The organism is Stenotrophomonas sp. IS26 (genome assembly GCF_054188265.1).
Genome location: NZ_JBSZJV010000010.1, coordinates 113,689 through 131,344, shown reverse-complemented (window position 1 = coordinate 131,344; position 17,656 = coordinate 113,689). Strand labels below are relative to the sequence as shown.

The window sequence follows — 17,656 nt, the reverse complement described above, 5'->3', positions numbered from 1 at the left end:
AACTGCGCGTGCGTGCCCGGATCGCCAACGACGGAGGTAGTGCCGGCCGCTGGCCGGCAACCACGCAGATCCGGACGAAGGACCCCCTTTGCCACGCCGTTCAGCCATCCACTGGCAGCCTCGGCCCATCCCCCGCCGTTGGAGTCCTGCCATGTCCCCCCGTCATCTGTTGTGGCTGGCCCTGTTGCCCGCCGTGTCCGCCTTCGCCGCGGAAACTCCCGAGCTTCAGCGCGCCGCCGGCACACCGCAGGCGGTAGGCGCGGCCCACACGCTGCGCCAGATTCCCGAAGCCTGCGCACGGCTGGAAGGCGTGTTCACCGGCGAGGCGGCACAGCCGTACAAATTCGCTGTGGTCCGCACCAGCGAGCAGTGCCAGCCGCGTGCGCGCTTTGTCGAGTACGACAAGGCGCAGCCCAGCGAAGCCAAGGGCTGGAAGCTCAATGATGTGATCCGCGTGCCGAATGCCGCCTGCCCGGCGCAGCAGGCGGTGGTGCGCGTGTGGCGCATGCCGGTCACCACCAAGCCGGAACTCGATGGCCAGGGCCAGTCGCGCATCTACCTGGAAGACGCGAAGAAGCAGGCGGCCGCCGGCAAGATCGCGCAGGTGCCGATGTTCGCCGCGCAGATGAAGGTCGAGGGCAAGGCCTGCAACTGACGCCCCGCAACCGCGGGTAGTGCCGGCCGCTGGCCGGCTCCACGCGGACCGTCAGAGGCGCGATGAAACCGGCCGCTGGCCGGCGCCCAGGACGCTGCCGGACACCGCGATGCCGGTCAGCGGCCGGCACTACCGGGTCGATTACGCTTCGAAGGCAGGCAGTTTCTTCTTCACCGCCACGTTCTTCAGCGTCACGTACTTCGGCAGCCCATCGGGCCCGTAAGGCAACGGGGCTTCTCCCTTGATCAGCGGGGCGAGATAGGCGCGGGCCTTGGCGGTGATGCCGAAGCCATCGCGGCGGATGAAGCCGGCCGGCATCTTCTTCTCGTGGTTGGCCACCTTGTGCAGCGGGGCTGCCTCGATCTTCCAGCGGTAGGGCGTGTCACTGGTGCGCACGATCACCGGCATCACCGCGTTCTGGCCCTTCAGCGCGAACTGCACCGCCGCCTTGCCCACCGCCTGTGCCTGCTCCCAGTCGGTCTTGGAGGCCAGATGGCGCGCCGAACGCTGCAGGTAGTCGGGCAGGGTCCAGTGAACCTTGTAGCCCAGCCCATCCTTGACCCGCGCGGCCAGCTGCGAGGCCACGCCACCGAGCTGCGTATGCCCGAACGAATCGGTGCCACCGCCGGCATCGGCGACGAAGCGGCCATCGGCGGTCTGGATGCCTTCGGAGGCGACCACCACGCAGTAGCCCACCCGCTCGACCACCTGTTTGACCTTGGCCAGGAACGCGGCCTCGTCATACGCGCGCTCGGGCAGCAGGATGATGTGCGGGGCGTCGTCGGCGCCCTGGCCAGCCAGGCCCGCAGCCGCCGCGAGCCAGCCGGCGTGGCGGCCCATCGCCTCGTAGACGAATACCTTGGTCGAGGTTTCGGCCATCGCGGCCACATCCAGCGCGGCTTCGCGAACGGAGACGGCGGTGTACTTGGCGGCCGAGCCGAAGCCCGGGCAGGTATCGGTCACGGCCAGATCGTTGTCGATGGTCTTGGGCACGCCGATGCAGGTCAGGTCGTAGTCGAAGGCCTTGGCCAGCTGGGAGACCTTCCAGGCGGTATCAGCCGAATCGTTGCCGCCGTTGTAGAGGAACCAGCGCACGTCATGGGCACGCAGCACCTCGAGCAGGCGCGCGTATTTGCCGCGGTCGGCTTCCAGCGATTTGAGCTTGTAGCGGCACGAGCCGAACGCGCCGCCGGGGGTATGGGCCAGGGCGGCGATGGCGGCGGCGGTCTCCTTCGAGGTGTCGATCAGGTCCTCGCGGAGTGCGCCGAGAATACCGTTGCGCGCGGCCAAGACCTTGATTCCTTTGGCCCTTGCCGTGCTGATGACCGCCGAGGCGGTGGCATTGATGACGGCGGTGACGCCGCCTGACTGGGCGTAGAGCAGGGTACCGTTGGGCATGGTGCGACCTTGGTCTGGGGAAGGACATTGCAGAGACATTACCGGTATGGGGTAAAGTGCGCGTATTGCGGTGCAGCGTGATTGTGGACAATCCCGGGGCGCGCGCCCTTCCATTTTCTTACTACGTTGGAGTCAGGTTGATGCGATTGGTTCTGTTGGGACCGCCCGGTTCGGGCAAGGGGACGCAGGCGACGCGCCTGAAGGAACATCTCTCGATTGCGCACATTTCCACCGGTGATCTGCTGCGCGCTGAAGTCGCCGCCGGCACCGAGCTGGGCAAGCAGGCCAAGGCCGTGATGGACGCTGGCAACCTGGTGTCCGATGACATCCTGCTGGGCATGCTCGAGTCGCGCCTGGGCCAGGACGATGTGGCCAAGGGCTTCATCCTCGACGGTTACCCGCGCAACGTGGCCCAGGCCAACGCGCTGGACAGCCTGCTGGCCAAGATCGGCCAGCCGTTGGATGCCGTGGTGCAGCTGGACGTGCCGACCGAACTGCTGGTCGAGCGCATCGCCGGCCGCGCCGCCGAACAGGGCCGCGCCGATGACAATCCAGAATCGGTGCGCCAGCGCCTGCAGGTCTACAACGACCAGACCGCGCCGGTGGTGGATTTCTATGCCGGCCGCGGCACGCTTGCACGCGTCGATGGCGTGGGCGAACTCAACGACGTGGAAGCGCGCATCCGCGCTGCGATCCAGGCTTGATGCGGGTCGGTGCCGCTACGGCGGCACCGCGCCGGCCGCACGTTTGCAGGCGCCGGAAACACACACGCCCGGCCCCCGGGAGGGACCAGGCGTGTGGTTTGAAGGTGCCAGCGAGCGGGCTTGCTCAGAGCCCCGCAGCATGAGCCCCCCTGGGGATGGCCTCTTGGGGAGTAGGACCAATGGGGTACTGCGGCTGGCCAATAGAATTGTGTCCGTCTTCACAGTACGGCGCTATCGGGAATTCCCCGACACCCCGCTGGGCTTTTCTTATAGTCGACTAGGAGTTGTCTGACGGCGATCTCCATCGACGGTGGTGATCGGCGACAATCGCACGCATGAGCACGATCCACATTCTTGGCATTGCAGGCACTTTCATGGGCGGCGTGGCCGCGCTGGCACGCGAGAAGGGCCATACGGTCCGCGGCAGCGACCAGGCGATCTACCCGCCGATGTCCACCCAGCTCGAACGGCTGGGCATCGCACTGGATCCGGGCTACCGCGCCGACAGCGTGGCGCCGGACTGCGACGCGGTGGTGATCGGCAATGCACTCTCGCGCGGCAATCCCGCGGTGGAAGCGGTGCTGGATGCAGGCCAACGCTACATCTCCGGCGCCCAGTGGCTGTCCGAGCAGGTGCTGCCGGGCCGTGACACGCTGGCCGTCGCCGGCACCCACGGCAAGACCACCACCACCACCATCCTGACCTGGCTGCTGCACAGCGCCGGGCGTGAACCTGGCTTCCTGATCGGCGGCGTAGCTGAAGATTTCGGCGTCTCCGCGCGCGTCGGCAGCGGGCGCGAGTTCGTGGTCGAGGCCGATGAGTACGACACCGCGTTCTTCGACAAGCGCAGCAAGTTCGTGCACTACCGGCCGCTGGTGGCGATCCTCAACAACCTCGAATACGACCATGCCGATATCTTCCCGGACGTGGCCGCGATCCAGCGCCAGTTCCACCACCTGATCCGCACCGTACCCGCGCGTGGGCGCCTGATCGTCAACGGTGAAGATGCGTATCTCGCTGAAGTGCTGGCGATGGGCTGCTGGACCCCGGTGGAGCGCTTCGGTTTCGATCCCTCGCTGGAATGGCATGCCGAGCTGGTGGAGGCCGACGGCAGTGTGTTCGTCGTGCACCATCGCGGCGAGCGGGTCGGTGAAGTGCGCTGGTCGCTGCTCGGCCGCCACAATGTCCTCAACGGGCTGGCCGCGCTGGCTGCCGCGCATGCAGTCGGCGTCGAGCTGGCCACGGTGATCCCGGCGCTGGCCACGTTCCGCAGCGTCAAGCGCCGGCTGGAAGTGATCGGCCAGGCGCGCGGCATCACCCTCTACGACGATTTCGCCCATCACCCCACCGCGATCCGCACCACCCTCGATGGCCTGCGTGCCAAGGTGGGCGATGCCCGCATCGTGGTGGCCATGGAGCCGCGCAGCAATTCGATGCGGTTGGGGGCACACGCACAGGCGCTGGCGCCTTCGCTGGACGGTGCCGACGCGGTGGTGTTCCTGCATCGCCCGGAACTGGCCTGGGATGCGGCCAGCGTGATTGCCGCCGTGCGGGGGGAGGCCCATGCCGTGCCCGATACGGATGCTCTGCTGGCTCAACTGGGCGCGATCGCGGCGCCGGGCGACCATGTGGTGTTCATGTCCAACGGCGGTTTCGACGGGGCCCCGCGTCGTTTCCTCGCGCAAATGCAGCAGCCCTGAGGGACGCGGGCCATGACCGACACCGCTTCACTGCCCCTGTTCCCGCTGCACACCGTGCTGCTGCCCGGCGCGGTGCTCGGCCTGCGGGTGTTCGAGCGCCGCTACCTGGACATGCTGCGCGAATGCAGCCGTGCCGGGACGGCCTTCGGGGTGTGCCTGATCCTGGACGGTGAGGAGGTCGGTGCGCCGGCGTTGCCGGCGGCCTACGGTGTCGAAGCGCGGATCGAAGATTTCGACGTCGGCGCCGATGGCGTGCTGGTGCTGCGCCTGCGTGGCCAGCGCCGCTTCCATGTGGAGCACACCCGCGTGCGCGACAACGGGCTGATCATCGCCGAGGTGACCTGGTGCGCCGCCGACAGCGACGACGAGCTGCAGCCCGAGCACGCACTGATGGCCACCGTGCTGGAGCACATCATCGAGCAGGCCGGCGCGGCCTTCGCACCGGTCAGCCCGGCGCAGATGGAGCAGGCCAGCTGGGTCGGCTGGCGCCTGGCCGAACTGCTGCCGCTGCAGGACGCGCAACGCCTGCAACTGCTGCAACACGATGACCCGCACCAGCGCCTGCAGGCGCTGCTGGACTGGATGCCGTAACGCGCGGCCCCGCCCCGCGTTACGCCCCTCGGCCGGGTAGCCCCCGGCGCTGCATCACTGGGCCGGCGGCATGCGCACGCGCAGCACCGGCATCTCGGTGTCCGGATGGGTATCGACCTGCTGCGGCAGGCCGTCCAGTGCCTGGCGGACCGCATTGAGCGACGGGTCGATGCCCCGCATCGGCCGCCACATCCCGATCAGCTTGAAGTGCTGCTGGTAGTGCAGGGTCTGTGCACTGCCCAGCCACAGCGGTTCGTTGTCCGGCGCTGCCAGGCGTGCCGGTGCGGGCCACAGGCGCAGGGCGAAGATCTCATTGGGTGCATTGCCCGCCCGCAGCATCAGCAGCGATTCGACCTGCGTATCCAGCGTGGCCGGCAGCACCGGTACCTTGTCCTTGTCCGAGGATTTGTCGAGCATCAACAACGCCTGCTCCCAGCCGGCCTGCGGCTGCACGCGCCAGCCCTGGCTTTCCAGCCGGCGCTGCAGCGGCGCCAGTGGACCGGCCACCTGCACATCCAGCGGCCAGCGCTGATCGTCATCGAACTCATTGCGACGCGAGGGCAGGTGCTGCCACTCGGTCGTCCACCAGGCCTGGGCATCCAGCGGCGCCGGGGTCGGCTGGGCCGGCTCGAAGCGCGCCAGTTTCACCGGGATGTTGCGTGGGGCGTACCAGAGCGCGGCGATGGCGAACGTGCCGTAGAACAGCCATGCCACCGGCTTGACCCAGAACGAGCGGTTGAACCGGCGGCGGTAGGCGATGCCCAGCACCAGCAGCCAGAACAGGCCGAACAGCATGCCGCCGATCACATCGCTCAGCCAATGCGCGCCGAGGTAGATGCGGGCGAAGCCGATCAGGCTGACGATGATGCCCGACAACAGGTAAGGCCACACACGCGTGCGCCCGGGCAGTTCGCGGGCGATCAGCACGGCGAAGAAGCCGAAGGTGATCGTGGCCATCGTCACCGAGACCGACGGGAAGCCGAAGCCACTGCTGGCATCCGGCGGGCGGACCACGTCCACCGTCGCACCGAGCAACTTGCACAGCGCCAGCCCGAAGGCGAGGGCGGCCAGCCAGTGCGCGGCCGCCATCCAGCGCCGGCGCCAGACCAGGTAGCCCATGCCTGCCGCCGTGGCCGGCAGCAGGACCTGCCAGGCCCCCAGCGACGCCAGTGCGGCCATCGGGTAATCGGCCAGTGGGTTGCGCAATGCCAGCATCGCGTGGTGCACGGCCAGATCGACCATCAACGGCTCGCCGTGGGCGACCACCGCCATCAACAGCGCGAACCAGCCCCAGCCGAGCAGCAGCAACATCAGCGCCAGCATCGCCAGTGGCACCGACTCACGGCGCTGCGGGTCGAACACGGCGACAGAGTAACGGCCCAGGGTCGGGTGACGCTGCGACCAGGCCAGCAGACTGGCCAGCCAGCTGTCCATGCGCGAGGCCGACCAGCGGTAGCCATACAGCACGATCGCCCACACCAAGCCCATGATCACGCCGAGCAGGGCCAGCACCATCACCAGCCGGCCGGCGACCGCGGCGACCGCGTCATACGCCTCGCCGAGCACCCAGCCGGGTGCCAGGAACAGAACGGCCCAGGACAGGCTGGCGATGCCGCTGGCCTGTATGTAGCGCGACAGCGGCATCTTCATCATGCCGGCGATGGCCGGCACGAACGGGCGGATCGCGCCAACATAGCGCGCCACCAGGATGCTCTTGAAGGCATTGCGGCGGAACATCGTCTCGCCACGATCGAGCAGCTGCGGGTATTTGCTGAAGGGCCAGAAGCCGCGCAGCCGATCGCCCCAGCGCCGGCCTACCCAGTAGCTGAGGCCGTCACCGGCGAATGCGCCCAACGCCGCGCAGGCCACGGCATACGGCCCGGAGATCTCGCCCAGGCCGATGAACACACCGACCGCGAACAACAGCGGCAACGCGGGCACGATCGCGCCCAGCACGATGACCGCATCGCAGAAGGCAATGAGGAAAATGACCGCGCCGGCAAGCACGGGGTGAGCTGAGATCCACGCAAGCGTGGCATCGATCCATGACGAGTCCATCGGGGGATTATAGGGGGGGCAAAGTGACTGACTGCCCGCCAGACGCCGGCAATGTGCAGCTTCTGCAGTGAATGAACGCGATCACCCGCCTAGAATGGCGGCATGACACGCCCTGCCGATCCCGCGCCGACCGCCCTCAAAGCTGACAGTTTTGGCCGAATCCTGCTGATGGAGGAGGATGGCCAGCGCTTCGTGCGCCGTGACCTGGAGGCCACGCCCTGGTGGTTGCGGGTACCTGCTTGGTGGCTGGCCCGGCGCGAGGCGCGCGCGCTGGCGCATCTGGATGGCATGCCGGCCACGCCGCGGTTGCTGGCCTGGAACGGGCGCTGGCTGGATCGCAGCTTCATGGCCGGTGATGCCATGTACCAGCGTCCGCCGCATGGCGATCTGGCCTACTTCCGCGCGGCGCGACGGCTGCTGCAGCAGGTGCATCGCCACGGCATCGCGCACAACGACCTGGCCAAGGAGGCCAATTGGCTGGTGCGCGAAGACGGCTCGCCGGCGTTGATCGATTTCCAGCTGGCGGTGATCGGCAACCCGCGCTCGCGCTGGATGCGCCTGCTGGCCCGCGAGGACCTTCGGCATCTGCTCAAGCACAAGCGCATGTACTGCCGGCAGTCGCTGACCCCGGTGGAAAAGCGGCTGCTCAAACGCACCTCATGGGTGCGCGATCTCTGGTTCCGTACCGGCAAGCCGGTCTATCGCTTTGTCACGCGGAAAATCCTGCACTGGGAAGACAACGAAGGGCAGGGGCCCAAGCCGTGAGCGCAGGCAGCGCGCACTCGCCGCAATGACCGGGCCAGCGCCGGGCCGAGGCTGACCACGCGCGGGTGATCAGCGCAGATCGAGGATCTGTTTGCCGGCGAAGCGGCGTTGCGCATCGAAATCGTAGGCGACCCGCAGCACCCCATCCTCGGCACACGCATGGCAGGTGCGCAGCGGCGTGCTGTAGATCAGGCGCACGCCGCCGTTGGGCAGGGCTTCGCTGCCGCTGGCTTCGGCCGGGGCAAACGGCGAGGCATCCGGGTGTGCATCCAGGAACGGTTTGACGGTGGCATCGGCGCGCGACATTTCCGGCAGTACGTCCGCATCCACATCCACCGTGTGCCCGGCGCTGTCGACCAGCAGCGTGCCTTCATTGGTGTTGGCACGGAACGGGTATTCGATGGTGGCGATGCCCACGCCGTCCTGGTCCCGCCATGCGCTCACGTAGCCGGGATTGCCCTGCGCACCCAGTTGATGGGCGGCGGCGATCGCCTGCGGGCTGGCCTTGGCCGCCTGCATCGCCTTGGACAGACAATCATCGGCGACCGGTGCCTGGCCACGACAGGCGTCGACCTCGCCGTCCCAGATCGCCGCTTCGCCGAAGGGGGAGGTGCCACCGGCGGCGCCCGGGACGGTAGCCGCGTCCTGCGTCGCCGAGGCGGCAGGATCGCCAGCAGGTTGGCAGGCGCCAAGCGCCAGCACCAGGGCCAACGCGGTCAGGGGAAGGCGGATCGCCGTCATATCGCTCATTCCATGCAGAACGTGAACGCCCAGTATCGACGCGGCGCATGAATCCGGCGTGTGCGCCGGGGCGGCATAATGCGGATTCACTGCACTCGCATCCAAGGAATTCCGCGCATGGCCAGTCTGCAAGGCAAGACCCTGTTCATCACCGGCGCCTCGCGCGGCATCGGCCTGGCCATTGCGCTGCGTGCAGCACGCGACGGCGCCAACATCGCGATCGCGGCCAAGTCCTCGGTGCCCAATCCAAAGCTGCCCGGCACCATCCACAGTGCTGCCGAGGCAGTGACCGCCGCAGGCGGGCAGGGGCTGGCACTGAAGTGCGACATCCGCGAAGAAGACCAGGTGCGCGCGGCCGTCGCCGCTACCGTGGATACCTTCGGTGGCATCGACATCCTGATCAACAACGCCAGCGCTATCTGGCTGCGTGGCACGCTGGACACGCCGATGAAACGCTTCGACCTGATGCAGCAGGTCAATTCGCGCGGCAGCTTCCTGTGCGCGCAGGCCTGCCTGCCGCACCTGCTGCAGGCGCCCAACCCGCACATTCTCACGCTGGCACCACCGCCGAGCCTGGACCCGAAATGGTGGGCCCCGCACACCGGTTACACGCTGGCCAAGATGGGCATGAGCTTCGTCACCCTCGGCCTGGCGGCCGAGTTCGGCCCGCAGGGCGTGGCGGTCAATGCGTTGTGGCCGCGCACGGTGATCGCCACCGATGCGATCAACATGATTCCCGGCGTGGACATCGGGGGCTGCCGCACGCCGGCGATTCTGGCCGATGCCGCGCACGCGGTGCTGTGCCGTGAGGCGGCCGGTTTCAGCGGACAGTTCCTGCTCGATGACGAGGTGTTGGCGCAGGCCGGCATCACCGATCTGAGCGGCTACGCCGTCGATCCATCGCGCCCGCTGATGCCGGATCTGTTCCTGGAGTGACGCGCGCCCGGCGTGCGATGACAGCGGCTGCACACACCGGGCTGTTAAGGTGCGGGCCCCAATTTGTATGGACACTCGCATGTCATTCCGCACACGGACCGCGCCGCTTGCCGCCGCCATTGCCCTGATCAGCCTGCTCGGCGCCTGCGGCAAGGGGCCGGGCAGCGTCGCCGATACCCAGGGCGTGGAGAAGGTGAACGCCTACATCGCCTGCTTCAATGCCGTTGAACAGCCGATCCACGAAGGCTTCCAGCAGTACATCGGCTGGATGCAGGACCCGGAGGCCGGCCCGACCGGCAACGAGAAAAAGGTGCGTGGGCCGGGCACGGTGCTGTCGCATCGCGTGGACGCATGCAATGCCCCGATGGTGGCCGCGCTGGCGATGACGCCGGCCGAGCCGGCACTGGATCCGGCAGCCAGCAATTACCAGAAGACCTTCGTCGACCTGTACGCCTTGATCGAGCAGGCTGACCGTTACTACAGCCGCGAGGACTACCTGCGCGATGACCATGCCGGGATGCGCAGCCAGCATGCGCCGTTGATGAAAGCCTACATGGCCTTCTTCGATGCAGGCACCGCGCTGGATGCCGCACTGGAAAAGCGCGAAGACGAACGCCGTGCCGAGCAGCTCAAGGAGATTGAAGCCTCTGAAGGCCGCTCCATGGCGTACTACCAGATCAAGATCCTCGGTGATGGCAAGCAGCTGACCCAACTGCTCAACACCGAGGCGCCGGACCTGGCCGTGGCCCGCACCCAGCTCACCGCGTTCCAGGCGCTGCTGCAGCAGGCGCAGGATGACAAGGTCGGCAAGGGCGATGCGATGTGGGGGCACCTGGAGCGTGCTGCCGATACGCTGGCCCGTGATGCCGGTCGCCGTATCGAGCGCGTCGAGTCAAAGAAGCCGTACACCCGCAGCGAGCAGATGCTGATCCAGAGCGGCGGCCGGATCAACAACCCGCAGGGCTCGGCCGAAGCGTTGCTGGTCAGCTACAACGACCTGGTCGACATGAGCAACCGCCTGGCGCAGTCCAGCGGCGCACGCTGAGCGGGCGCGCGGCGGGCTGCCAGGCGGCCCGCCCCGCGGTGATCACACGTTGAAGACCGGGGGCAGCTTGTCGCCGCAGTGGCGGCAGTGCAGGGCATCCGGTTCGTGCCCTTCCAGCCCGCAGTGCGGGCAGCCGCGCGCATCCCGGCGCGCGGCATGCTCGGCATCACGCATGGTGTTGGCCAGTTCGGCGGTGTAGATCCCGGTCGGCACCGCGATGATGCTGTAGCCGATCAGGATCAGTACCGAGGTGACGAAGCGGCCCAGCACGGTCTGCGGCACGATGTCGCCGAAGCCCACCGTGGCCATGGTCACCACCGCCCAGTACATGCTGCTGGGGATGCTGGTGAAGCCGTGGTTGGGGCCTTCGATCACATACATCATGGTGCCGGCGATGATGGTGATGGTGATGACCGTGAACAGGAACAACAGCACTTTGCGGCGGCTGCGCCACAGCGACTCCATCAGCACGCCGCTTTCTTCGATGTAGCGGGTCAGCTTGAGGATCCGGAATACCCGCAGGATGCGCAGCGCGCGCACCACCAGCAGGCTCTGCGCGCCGGGGATGAACAGCGACAGGTAGGTCGGCAGGATCGAGGCCAGATCGATGATGCCCCAGATGCTGAATGCGTAGCGCAGCGGGCGTTTGACCACCACCAGCCGCAGCAGGTATTCGCCGGTGAACAGGATCGTGAACCCCCATTCGAGCACGTACAGCCAGTCGGCATAGGCCGCATGGAAGCGTTGGACGCTGTCGAACATGACCACCACCACGCTGGCGATGATCGCGTAGACCAGCAGCAGGTCGAAATTGCGCGAGGGCCGGGTGTCGTGGCGGTAGATGATGTCGAACCACTGGCGGCGCCAGCCGGAGTCGGTGGCGGGGTTGAGCTGGGGGGCAGTGAACGGTCGCATGGGGCGCATTGTGCCCCACCGGCCCAAAGCGCGAGAATGGGATCTTTCCTGAGCCGTTGACCGCCATGACTGCCGCTGCCACCGATCCGCTGTTGTCCCTGTCGCATTACTACCTGCCGGTCTACAAACCGCGCCAGGTGGTGCTCGAACGTGGCCAGGGCGCGCGCGTCTGGGACAACCAGGGCCGCGAATTCATCGATCTGGCCGCCGGCATCGCGGTGTGTGGCCTGGGCCACAACGATCCGGACCTCACCGCCGCGCTGATCGAGCAGGCCGGCAAGCTCTGGCACACCAGCAACGTGTTCTACAGCGAGCCGCCGCTGCGCCTGGCCGAAGAACTGGTCACCGCCTCGCGCTTCGCCGAGCGCGTGTTCCTGTGCAACTCCGGCGCGGAAGCCAATGAAGTGGCGATCAAGCTGGTCCGCAAGTGGGCCTCTTCGCTGGGCCGCCCGGCGCACCAGCGGGTGATCGTGACCTTCCGCGGCAGCTTCCACGGGCGCACGCTGGCGGCGGTGACCGCCACTGCCCAGCCGAAGTATCAGGAAGGCTACGAGCCGCTGCCCGGTGGCTTCCGCTATGTCGATTTCAACGATGAGGTGCAGCTGGAGACCGCGATGGCCGCCGGCGATGTGGCCGCGGTGATGCTGGAGCCGATCCAGGGCGAGGGCGGCGTGATGCCGGCCAAGCCGGGCTTCCTGCAGCGCGTGCGTGAGCTGTGCGACCAGCACAATGCGCTGGTGGTGCTGGATGAGATCCAGGCCGGCATGGGCCGCACCGGTACCCTGTTCGCGCACTGGCAGGACAACATCAAACCGGACATCGTCACCCTGGCCAAGGCACTGGGCGGCGGCTTCCCGATCGGCGCGATGCTGGCCGGCCCGAAGGTGGCCGAGGTGATGCAGTTCGGCGCGCACGGCACCACCTTTGGTGGCAATCCGCTGGCCGCGGCCGTCGCCAGGGTGGCGCTGCGCAAGCTGTCCTCACCGGAGATCGCGCACAACGTGAGCCGTCAGTCGCAGGCGCTGCGCGATGGCCTGGGCAAGATCAACGACGAGTTCAAGTTGTTCAGCCAGGTCCGCGGTCGCGGCCTGATGCTGGGCGCGGTGCTGGACAAGGATTTCGCCGGCCAGGCCGGTCCCCTCCTGGATCACGCCGCCGAACACGGCCTGCTGACCCTGCAGGCCGGGCCGGATGTGCTGCGGTTCGTGCCGTCGCTGAACATCACCGATGAAGAAATCGCCGAAGGCCTGAAGCGTCTGCGCGCGGCCGTGCAGTCGTTCATCGCGTCGCGCTAGCCAACGGCGCTAGGTCAGGGCGTATCGCTTCATGACCTTGCCGAACGCGCGGCTGTCCGGTGCGGTCTCGGCCTGCAGGCCGGCCAGCCGTGCCCCGCGCACGTTGACGAACAGGTCATCGATGAACAGCGTGCGCTCGGCACGTGCGCCGAGCAGCGTCACCGCCTTGGCGAATATCGCCGGATCCGGCTTGCGCCCGCCCAGCGCACCGCTGCACAGGATGCGGCCGTGCAGCGCATCGGCCAGGGTCGGAAGGAGCTGTGGAATCGTCTGCGCCATCAGCGCGCCGTTGTTGGTCAGGATCCCGATCGGCAGTGCCTGCGCGATCCGTGCCACGCGTTCGATGACGCCAGTCTCCGGGATGCATGCCACGAGGCGCGCGGCCTGCCACTGCGCGATGCTGATCGTGGCCTGCAGCGCATCGCCCAGTTGCTGCAGGTAGGCGTCGGTCGCCATGCCGCTGTCGTAGGCGCGTTCCAGCCCACTGTCGAACAGTGCCGTCTGCACCTGCGCCGCGCTGCAGCCGATGCTGGCGGCCAGATGGCGCACACGCAGGTGCCGCGCATAGCGCACCAGCACGCCATCGAAATCCAGCAGCAGGCACTCGATCACACGCGGCATGGGGAAGTCTCGTCCAGGTCCAGGGCTGACCGTAACCCAGCCGGGGCCTGCGCTGCGACATCGCGTCGCACGTCGCCTGCACGGGCGGTCACTAGAATCGCGGGGACTGCCTGATGGAGATCGCCTTGAAACTGCTTGCCCCCGTGTTGCTTGCCGGCCTGATGCTGGCCCCGGCCGCCCATGCGCGTGTCTGCGCGATCGCCATCGACAGTACCGACCAGATGAGCTTCAGCCAGAAGGAACTCAAGGTTGCCGCGGACTGCACCCAGGTCAAGCTGACCCTGCGCCACACCGGCAAGCTCGCGGCGACCGCGATGGGCCACAACTGGGTACTGACCCGCGCCGCGGATTACCAGCCGGTGGCAATGGCTGGCATGCGCACCACGTTGGCCGACAGCTACCTGCCCAAGGGCGATGCGCGCGTGCTGGCGCATACCCCGGTGATCGGCGGTGGACAAAGCACCAGCGTCACCTTCTCCACCGCCAAGCTGACCAAGGGCGGCGACTACACCTTCTTCTGCTCGTTCCCGGGCCACTTCGCCATGATGAAAGGCCGTTTCGTGTTCGGTTGAAGCAATCAATATTTAACGGGGACGGGGGTAATTATTAACTACCCCCGTCCCCGTTATTTGATCAGCCCTTGACGACCTTGAACGCTTCGCGCGCGGCCTCGAGCGTTGCCTCGATGATGCTGTCGTCGTGTGCGCTGGACAGGAAGCCGGCTTCATACGCCGAGGGGGCGAGGAACACGCCGCGCTCCAGCATCGCGTGGAAGAAGGTGTTGAACGCGGTGATGTCGCACGCGGTCGCCTGGGCGTAGGTTTCCACCTTCTGGTCAGTGAAGAACAGGCCGAACATCGCGCCGACCTGGGTGGTGGTCACTGCCACGCCTGCGTCCGCCGCTGCCGCTTCCAGCCCCGCGCACAGGCGCGCGGCCGAAGCACTCAGGCGATCATGGAAGCCCGGTTCCTGCACCAGTTCCAGCATCGCCAGGCCGGCTGCCATGGCCACCGGATTGCCGCTCAGCGTGCCGGCCTGGTAGATCGGGCCGGCCGGGGAAATCTGCGACATCAGCTCCCGACGACCACCGTAGGCACCCACGGGCATGCCGCCGCCGATGATCTTGCCGAAGGTGGTCAGGTCCGGGGTAACGCCGTAATGCGCCTGCGCGCCACCGAGCGCCACGCGGAAGCCGGTCATCACTTCATCGAAGATCAGCACCGTGCCGTACTGCGTGCACAGTGCGCGCAGGTGCTGCAGGTAGCCCTCGCGCGGCGGGATGCAGTTGGCGTTGCCCACCACCGGCTCGATGATCAGCCCGGCGATGTGCTCGCCCTGTTCGGCGAACAGCGCGGTGGCCGCTTCGACATCGTTGTAGGGCAGGGTCAGGGTGAGTTCGCTCAGCCCGGCCGGGACACCCGGCGAGGTCGGCACGCCCAAGGTCAGCATGCCGCTGCCGGCCTTGACCAGGAACGAGTCGCCGTGGCCGTGGTAGCAGCCTTCGAACTTGACGATGCGGCTGCGGCCGGTGGCACCGCGTGCCAGCCGGATCGCCGACAGCGTGGCCTCGGTGCCCGAGTTGACCATGCGCACCATCTCGCAGGACGGCACCAGCCGGGTCAGGGTTTCGGCCATGGTGACTTCGGCTTCGCACGGCGCGCCGAAGGACAGACCGTTGCCGATCGCCTGCTTGACCGCCTGGCGCACGGCGGTGTGGTTGTGGCCAACAATCATCGGGCCCCAGGAGCCGACATAATCGATGTAGCGGTTGTCGTCCACGTCGTACAGGTAGGGGCCATCGGCGCGCTTGACGAAGAACGGCTCGCCACCGACCGATTTGAACGCGCGCACCGGCGAGTTGACGCCGCCCGGCAGCAGCTTCTGGGCGCGGGTGAACAGGGCGTGGGACTGGTCGTGGTTCATGCGGTCGTATCCTGGAAGCAAGCGAGGTAGGCGTGCAGCGTGGCGACCGGGTCGGGCGCGGCGTACACGCTGCTGATGACGGCAACCAGATCGGCGCCGGCAGCGATGAGCGGTGCCACATTGTCCGGGCTCAGCCCGCCGATCGCCACCCGGGGCACCCCGAGTGCGGCGCTTTGCCGCAGCAGGTCCGGTGGGGCGCGGCGGGTGGTGGCCTTGCTGGTGCTGGGGAAGAAGGCCCCGAAGGCGACGTAGCTGGCGCCAGCGGCGACCGCGCGCTCGGCCAGCGCCAGGGTGTCATAGCAGGAGGCGCCGATGAGGGCGTCCGGGCCGAGCAGGGCACGGGCGGCGGCGATATCGCCATCGTCCTCGCCCAGGTGCACACCGGCCGCGCCGACCGCCTGGGCCAGGGCCACGTCGTCATTGATGAGCAACGGCACTGCGTACAGCTGGCACAGGCCCTGCAGCGCAGCGGCCTGGGCGTGGCGCAGGGCCACATCGGCGCTCTTGTTGCGGTACTGCAGCCAGGTGGCGCCGGCCGCCAGCAGCGGCGCGGTGCGCGCCAGCAGCCGCGCGGTATCGGGCTCGTCGGGGGTGATGAGGTAGACGCCGCGGGGCGGCGTGGGGGCTGAAGCGTGATTCATCAATGGCTACCGGTAGCGCAACGGGAGTGGGACAATGAGCGCTGTCAGCTCTTGTCCCGCCGTGATTATCCGATGACCGACGCAACCGCCACCACCTTCCGCACCTGGATGTGCGTTGTCTGCGGCTTCCTGTACCGGGAAGAAGACGGGCTGCCGGACGAGGGCATCGCCCCGGGCACGCGCTGGGAAGACATCCCTGATACCTGGACGTGCCCGGACTGCGGCGTGACCAAGGATGATTTCGAAATGGTCGAAGTCGACTGAGGCACCGCCAGGCGCCGCGTCGCGGCACCGTCAGTGCAGGCGCGGCACCACGCCACCGAGGCCGACCAGCTTCTCGCGGACGAACTGGGCATCGCTGGCCTTGGCATTGCGCTTGAGATACAGCCCCAGGTCGTTGCGCGCGCCGGCCTCGTAATCCAGTTGCAGGTAGGCCATGCCGCGATCGCGCAGCGCGTCGTCCTGTTCGGGTGCCAGCTTCAGCAGGCGGTCGGCACTGCGCGCGGCGCGGTCCCATTCGCCGCGTTCCACGTACACGCCATGCAGGTTGCGCAGCATCCTCATCAGGATCGCGCGTGCCGGGGCCGGGTCCAGGATCTGCGCGAGCACGTCGTCGTCGGGGACTTCACCGCCCAGGTGTGAGCGTGCGCGTTCGCGCAGTTCCTCCACGCCCAGTGGGCGGCCGCCGTTGAACGGGTCCATCACCAGCACGCCGTCGTTGAGCGGCAGACGCACCAGGAAGTGCCCGGGGAAGGACACCCCGTCCAGCGGGATGCCGAGCCGGCGCGAGACTTCCATCTGCACCAGCGCCAGCGAGATCGGATTGCCCAGGCGGCGTTCGAAGACCTGGTTCAGATAGCTGTTGCGCGGGTCGTAGTACTCGCCATGGTCGCCGCTGTAGCCCAGCTCGTCGAACAGGTGGCGGTTGACCGCGGCGATCTTCAGCGGCCACATGTCGATCGTGGCGATCTCGGTGCGCAGGTGGTCGGCGTGACTCTGCAGGACCGCGTCGTAGACGGCGGGGTCCAGATCCGGGTATTCGTCCCGGGCGATCAGCAACGCGGTCGGCAACAGCGGCAGCGCCTCGTCATCCAGCTCGGCCAGTGAGTCCCACGTCGGCAATGTGATCTGCCCCTGCATGGGACAAGACTGGCGACAAACGCGCCGCGATTCAAGGGCGCGGCGCGTTTATCAGGGCACTTTTATTTGCCGTCGGCGATGCCGGGGCCGAAGGTGAGTTCGGTGCCGTCCTTGAGCGCCATCTTTTCGGCCTGCCCGGCGTTGAGTTCCAGCACGTAGCGGGCCGGCTCGCTGCTGGGGTAGGGCGGGCAACGATCGCCGGCCGAACACGGCGGCACATCGCGCTGCTGGCTGACCAGGCGGCGCTGCGCATCGAAGTAGAGGATGTCCAGCGCGATCTTGGTGTTCTTCATCCAGTACGCCTGCAGTTCTTCGCGTTCATGGATGAACAGCATGCCGTGGTCCTCGGGCATCTGGTCGCGGAACATCAGCCCGCGGGCGCGGGTATCGTCGTTGGTGGCCAGTTCAACGTGGTAACGGTTGCCGTCCAGTTCCACCCAGTGACGGGCGTTGGTGCTGGCACAGCCGGCCAGGGTGAACAGCAGGAGCAGGGGCAGCAGGCGCAACAGGGACATGGGCGTACCTCGT

19 protein-coding genes are annotated in these 17,656 nt (G+C 67.5%); 10 read left to right on the top strand and 9 right to left on the bottom strand.

All coding sequences use genetic code 11. The features are described from left to right. The first annotated feature begins 151 nt into the window (after positions 1 to 151). On the top strand, positions 152 to 655 hold the full coding sequence (locus ACW6W5_RS11000) for a hypothetical protein (RefSeq protein ID WP_121039539.1): 504 nt from the start codon (positions 152 to 154) through the stop codon (positions 653 to 655). Between the two features lie 141 nt (positions 656 to 796). Here the strand turns inward: ACW6W5_RS11000 and ACW6W5_RS10995 are convergent, their stop codons facing one another. Continuing rightward, on the bottom strand, positions 797 to 2,053 hold the full coding sequence (locus ACW6W5_RS10995) for a 6-phosphofructokinase (protein ID WP_152152579.1): 1,257 nt from the start codon (positions 2,051 to 2,053) through the stop codon (positions 797 to 799). 140 nt (positions 2,054 to 2,193) lie between these two features. Between ACW6W5_RS10995 and ACW6W5_RS10990 the strand changes: the two genes are divergently transcribed. From ACW6W5_RS10990 to ACW6W5_RS10980, 3 genes are all read left to right on the top strand, one after another. Further along, entirely contained in the window at positions 2,194 to 2,757 is a 564-nt protein-coding gene (locus ACW6W5_RS10990) for an adenylate kinase (protein ID WP_019183836.1), read from the top strand. 335 nt (positions 2,758 to 3,092) lie between these two features. Continuing rightward, on the top strand, positions 3,093 to 4,457 hold the full coding sequence (gene mpl / locus ACW6W5_RS10985; RefSeq protein ID WP_152152577.1) for a UDP-N-acetylmuramate:L-alanyl-gamma-D-glutamyl-meso-diaminopimelate ligase: 1,365 nt from the start codon (positions 3,093 to 3,095) through the stop codon (positions 4,455 to 4,457). Positions 4,458 to 4,469: 12 nt separating this feature from the next. Then, positions 4,470 to 5,048, top strand: a complete 579-nt coding sequence (locus ACW6W5_RS10980; RefSeq protein ID WP_152152575.1) for an LON peptidase substrate-binding domain-containing protein — start codon at positions 4,470 to 4,472, stop codon at positions 5,046 to 5,048. A 54-nt stretch (positions 5,049 to 5,102) separates the two neighbouring features. Here the strand turns inward: ACW6W5_RS10980 and ACW6W5_RS10975 are convergent, their stop codons facing one another. After that, positions 5,103 to 7,106 carry a bifunctional DedA family/phosphatase PAP2 family protein gene (locus tag ACW6W5_RS10975; RefSeq protein ID WP_152152572.1) on the bottom strand — a complete coding sequence of 668 codons (2,004 nt, stop codon included), beginning with the start codon at positions 7,104 to 7,106 and terminating at the stop codon, positions 5,103 to 5,105. Between the two features lie 102 nt (positions 7,107 to 7,208). Here ACW6W5_RS10975 and ACW6W5_RS10970 point away from each other — a divergent pair, with 102 nt between their 5' ends. Beyond that, positions 7,209 to 7,871: a phosphotransferase gene (locus tag ACW6W5_RS10970; RefSeq protein ID WP_121039524.1), complete on the top strand. Its 663-nt coding sequence runs from the start codon at positions 7,209 to 7,211 to the stop codon at positions 7,869 to 7,871. 69 nt (positions 7,872 to 7,940) lie between these two features. Here ACW6W5_RS10970 and ACW6W5_RS10965 read toward each other — a convergent pair whose 3' ends face one another. Then, complete coding sequence (locus ACW6W5_RS10965; protein ID WP_226956628.1) at positions 7,941 to 8,621, bottom strand: hypothetical protein; 681 nt, start codon at positions 8,619 to 8,621, stop codon at positions 7,941 to 7,943. A 108-nt stretch (positions 8,622 to 8,729) separates the two neighbouring features. Between ACW6W5_RS10965 and ACW6W5_RS10960 the strand changes: the two genes are divergently transcribed. Together ACW6W5_RS10960 and ACW6W5_RS10955 are read left to right on the top strand one after the other, a co-directional pair. Next, positions 8,730 to 9,548 carry an SDR family oxidoreductase gene (locus ACW6W5_RS10960; RefSeq protein ID WP_152152570.1) on the top strand — a complete coding sequence of 273 codons (819 nt, stop codon included), beginning with the start codon at positions 8,730 to 8,732 and terminating at the stop codon, positions 9,546 to 9,548. Between the two features lie 79 nt (positions 9,549 to 9,627). Continuing rightward, positions 9,628 to 10,593 (top strand): YiiG family protein, encoded by a 966-nt coding sequence (locus tag ACW6W5_RS10955; protein WP_152152569.1) that lies wholly within the window; start codon positions 9,628 to 9,630, stop codon positions 10,591 to 10,593. Between the two features lie 42 nt (positions 10,594 to 10,635). On the opposite strand, the gene ACW6W5_RS10950 is transcribed toward ACW6W5_RS10955, so the two are convergent. Then, positions 10,636 to 11,508: an ion transporter gene (locus tag ACW6W5_RS10950; protein WP_121039512.1), complete on the bottom strand. Its 873-nt coding sequence runs from the start codon at positions 11,506 to 11,508 to the stop codon at positions 10,636 to 10,638. Positions 11,509 to 11,573: 65 nt separating this feature from the next. Here ACW6W5_RS10950 and ACW6W5_RS10945 point away from each other — a divergent pair, with 65 nt between their 5' ends. Then, positions 11,574 to 12,803 carry an acetylornithine transaminase gene (locus tag ACW6W5_RS10945; RefSeq protein WP_152152567.1) on the top strand — a complete coding sequence of 410 codons (1,230 nt, stop codon included), beginning with the start codon at positions 11,574 to 11,576 and terminating at the stop codon, positions 12,801 to 12,803. A 9-nt stretch (positions 12,804 to 12,812) separates the two neighbouring features. On the opposite strand, the gene ACW6W5_RS10940 is transcribed toward ACW6W5_RS10945, so the two are convergent. Then, positions 12,813 to 13,424, bottom strand: a complete 612-nt coding sequence (locus tag ACW6W5_RS10940; RefSeq protein ID WP_152152565.1) for an HAD-IA family hydrolase — start codon at positions 13,422 to 13,424, stop codon at positions 12,813 to 12,815. A gap of 113 nt (positions 13,425 to 13,537) precedes the next feature. Between ACW6W5_RS10940 and azu the strand changes: the two genes are divergently transcribed. Beyond that, positions 13,538 to 13,996, top strand: coding sequence for an azurin (azu, locus tag ACW6W5_RS10935; protein WP_152152563.1), 459 nt, complete (start codon positions 13,538 to 13,540; stop codon positions 13,994 to 13,996). A 61-nt stretch (positions 13,997 to 14,057) separates the two neighbouring features. Here azu and hemL read toward each other — a convergent pair whose 3' ends face one another. Further along, complete coding sequence (gene hemL, locus ACW6W5_RS10930) at positions 14,058 to 15,347, bottom strand: glutamate-1-semialdehyde 2,1-aminomutase (RefSeq protein WP_152152561.1); 1,290 nt, start codon at positions 15,345 to 15,347, stop codon at positions 14,058 to 14,060. Continuing rightward, entirely contained in the window at positions 15,344 to 15,988 is a 645-nt protein-coding gene (thiE, locus tag ACW6W5_RS10925) for a thiamine phosphate synthase (RefSeq protein WP_152152559.1), read from the bottom strand. The genes hemL and thiE overlap by 4 nt, the downstream gene beginning before the upstream one ends. Before the next feature lie 72 nt (positions 15,989 to 16,060). Here thiE and ACW6W5_RS10920 point away from each other — a divergent pair, with 72 nt between their 5' ends. Then, entirely contained in the window at positions 16,061 to 16,252 is a 192-nt protein-coding gene (locus ACW6W5_RS10920; RefSeq protein ID WP_121039493.1) for a rubredoxin, read from the top strand. Between the two features lie 30 nt (positions 16,253 to 16,282). Here the strand turns inward: ACW6W5_RS10920 and ACW6W5_RS10915 are convergent, their stop codons facing one another. Together ACW6W5_RS10915 and ACW6W5_RS10910 are read right to left on the bottom strand one after the other, a co-directional pair. After that, positions 16,283 to 17,128 (bottom strand): SirB1 family protein, encoded by an 846-nt coding sequence (locus ACW6W5_RS10915; protein ID WP_121039490.1) that lies wholly within the window; start codon positions 17,126 to 17,128, stop codon positions 16,283 to 16,285. Between the two features lie 62 nt (positions 17,129 to 17,190). After that, positions 17,191 to 17,643: a DUF192 domain-containing protein gene (locus ACW6W5_RS10910; RefSeq protein WP_121039487.1), complete on the bottom strand. Its 453-nt coding sequence runs from the start codon at positions 17,641 to 17,643 to the stop codon at positions 17,191 to 17,193. Between the last annotated feature and the right edge of the window lie 13 nt (positions 17,644 to 17,656).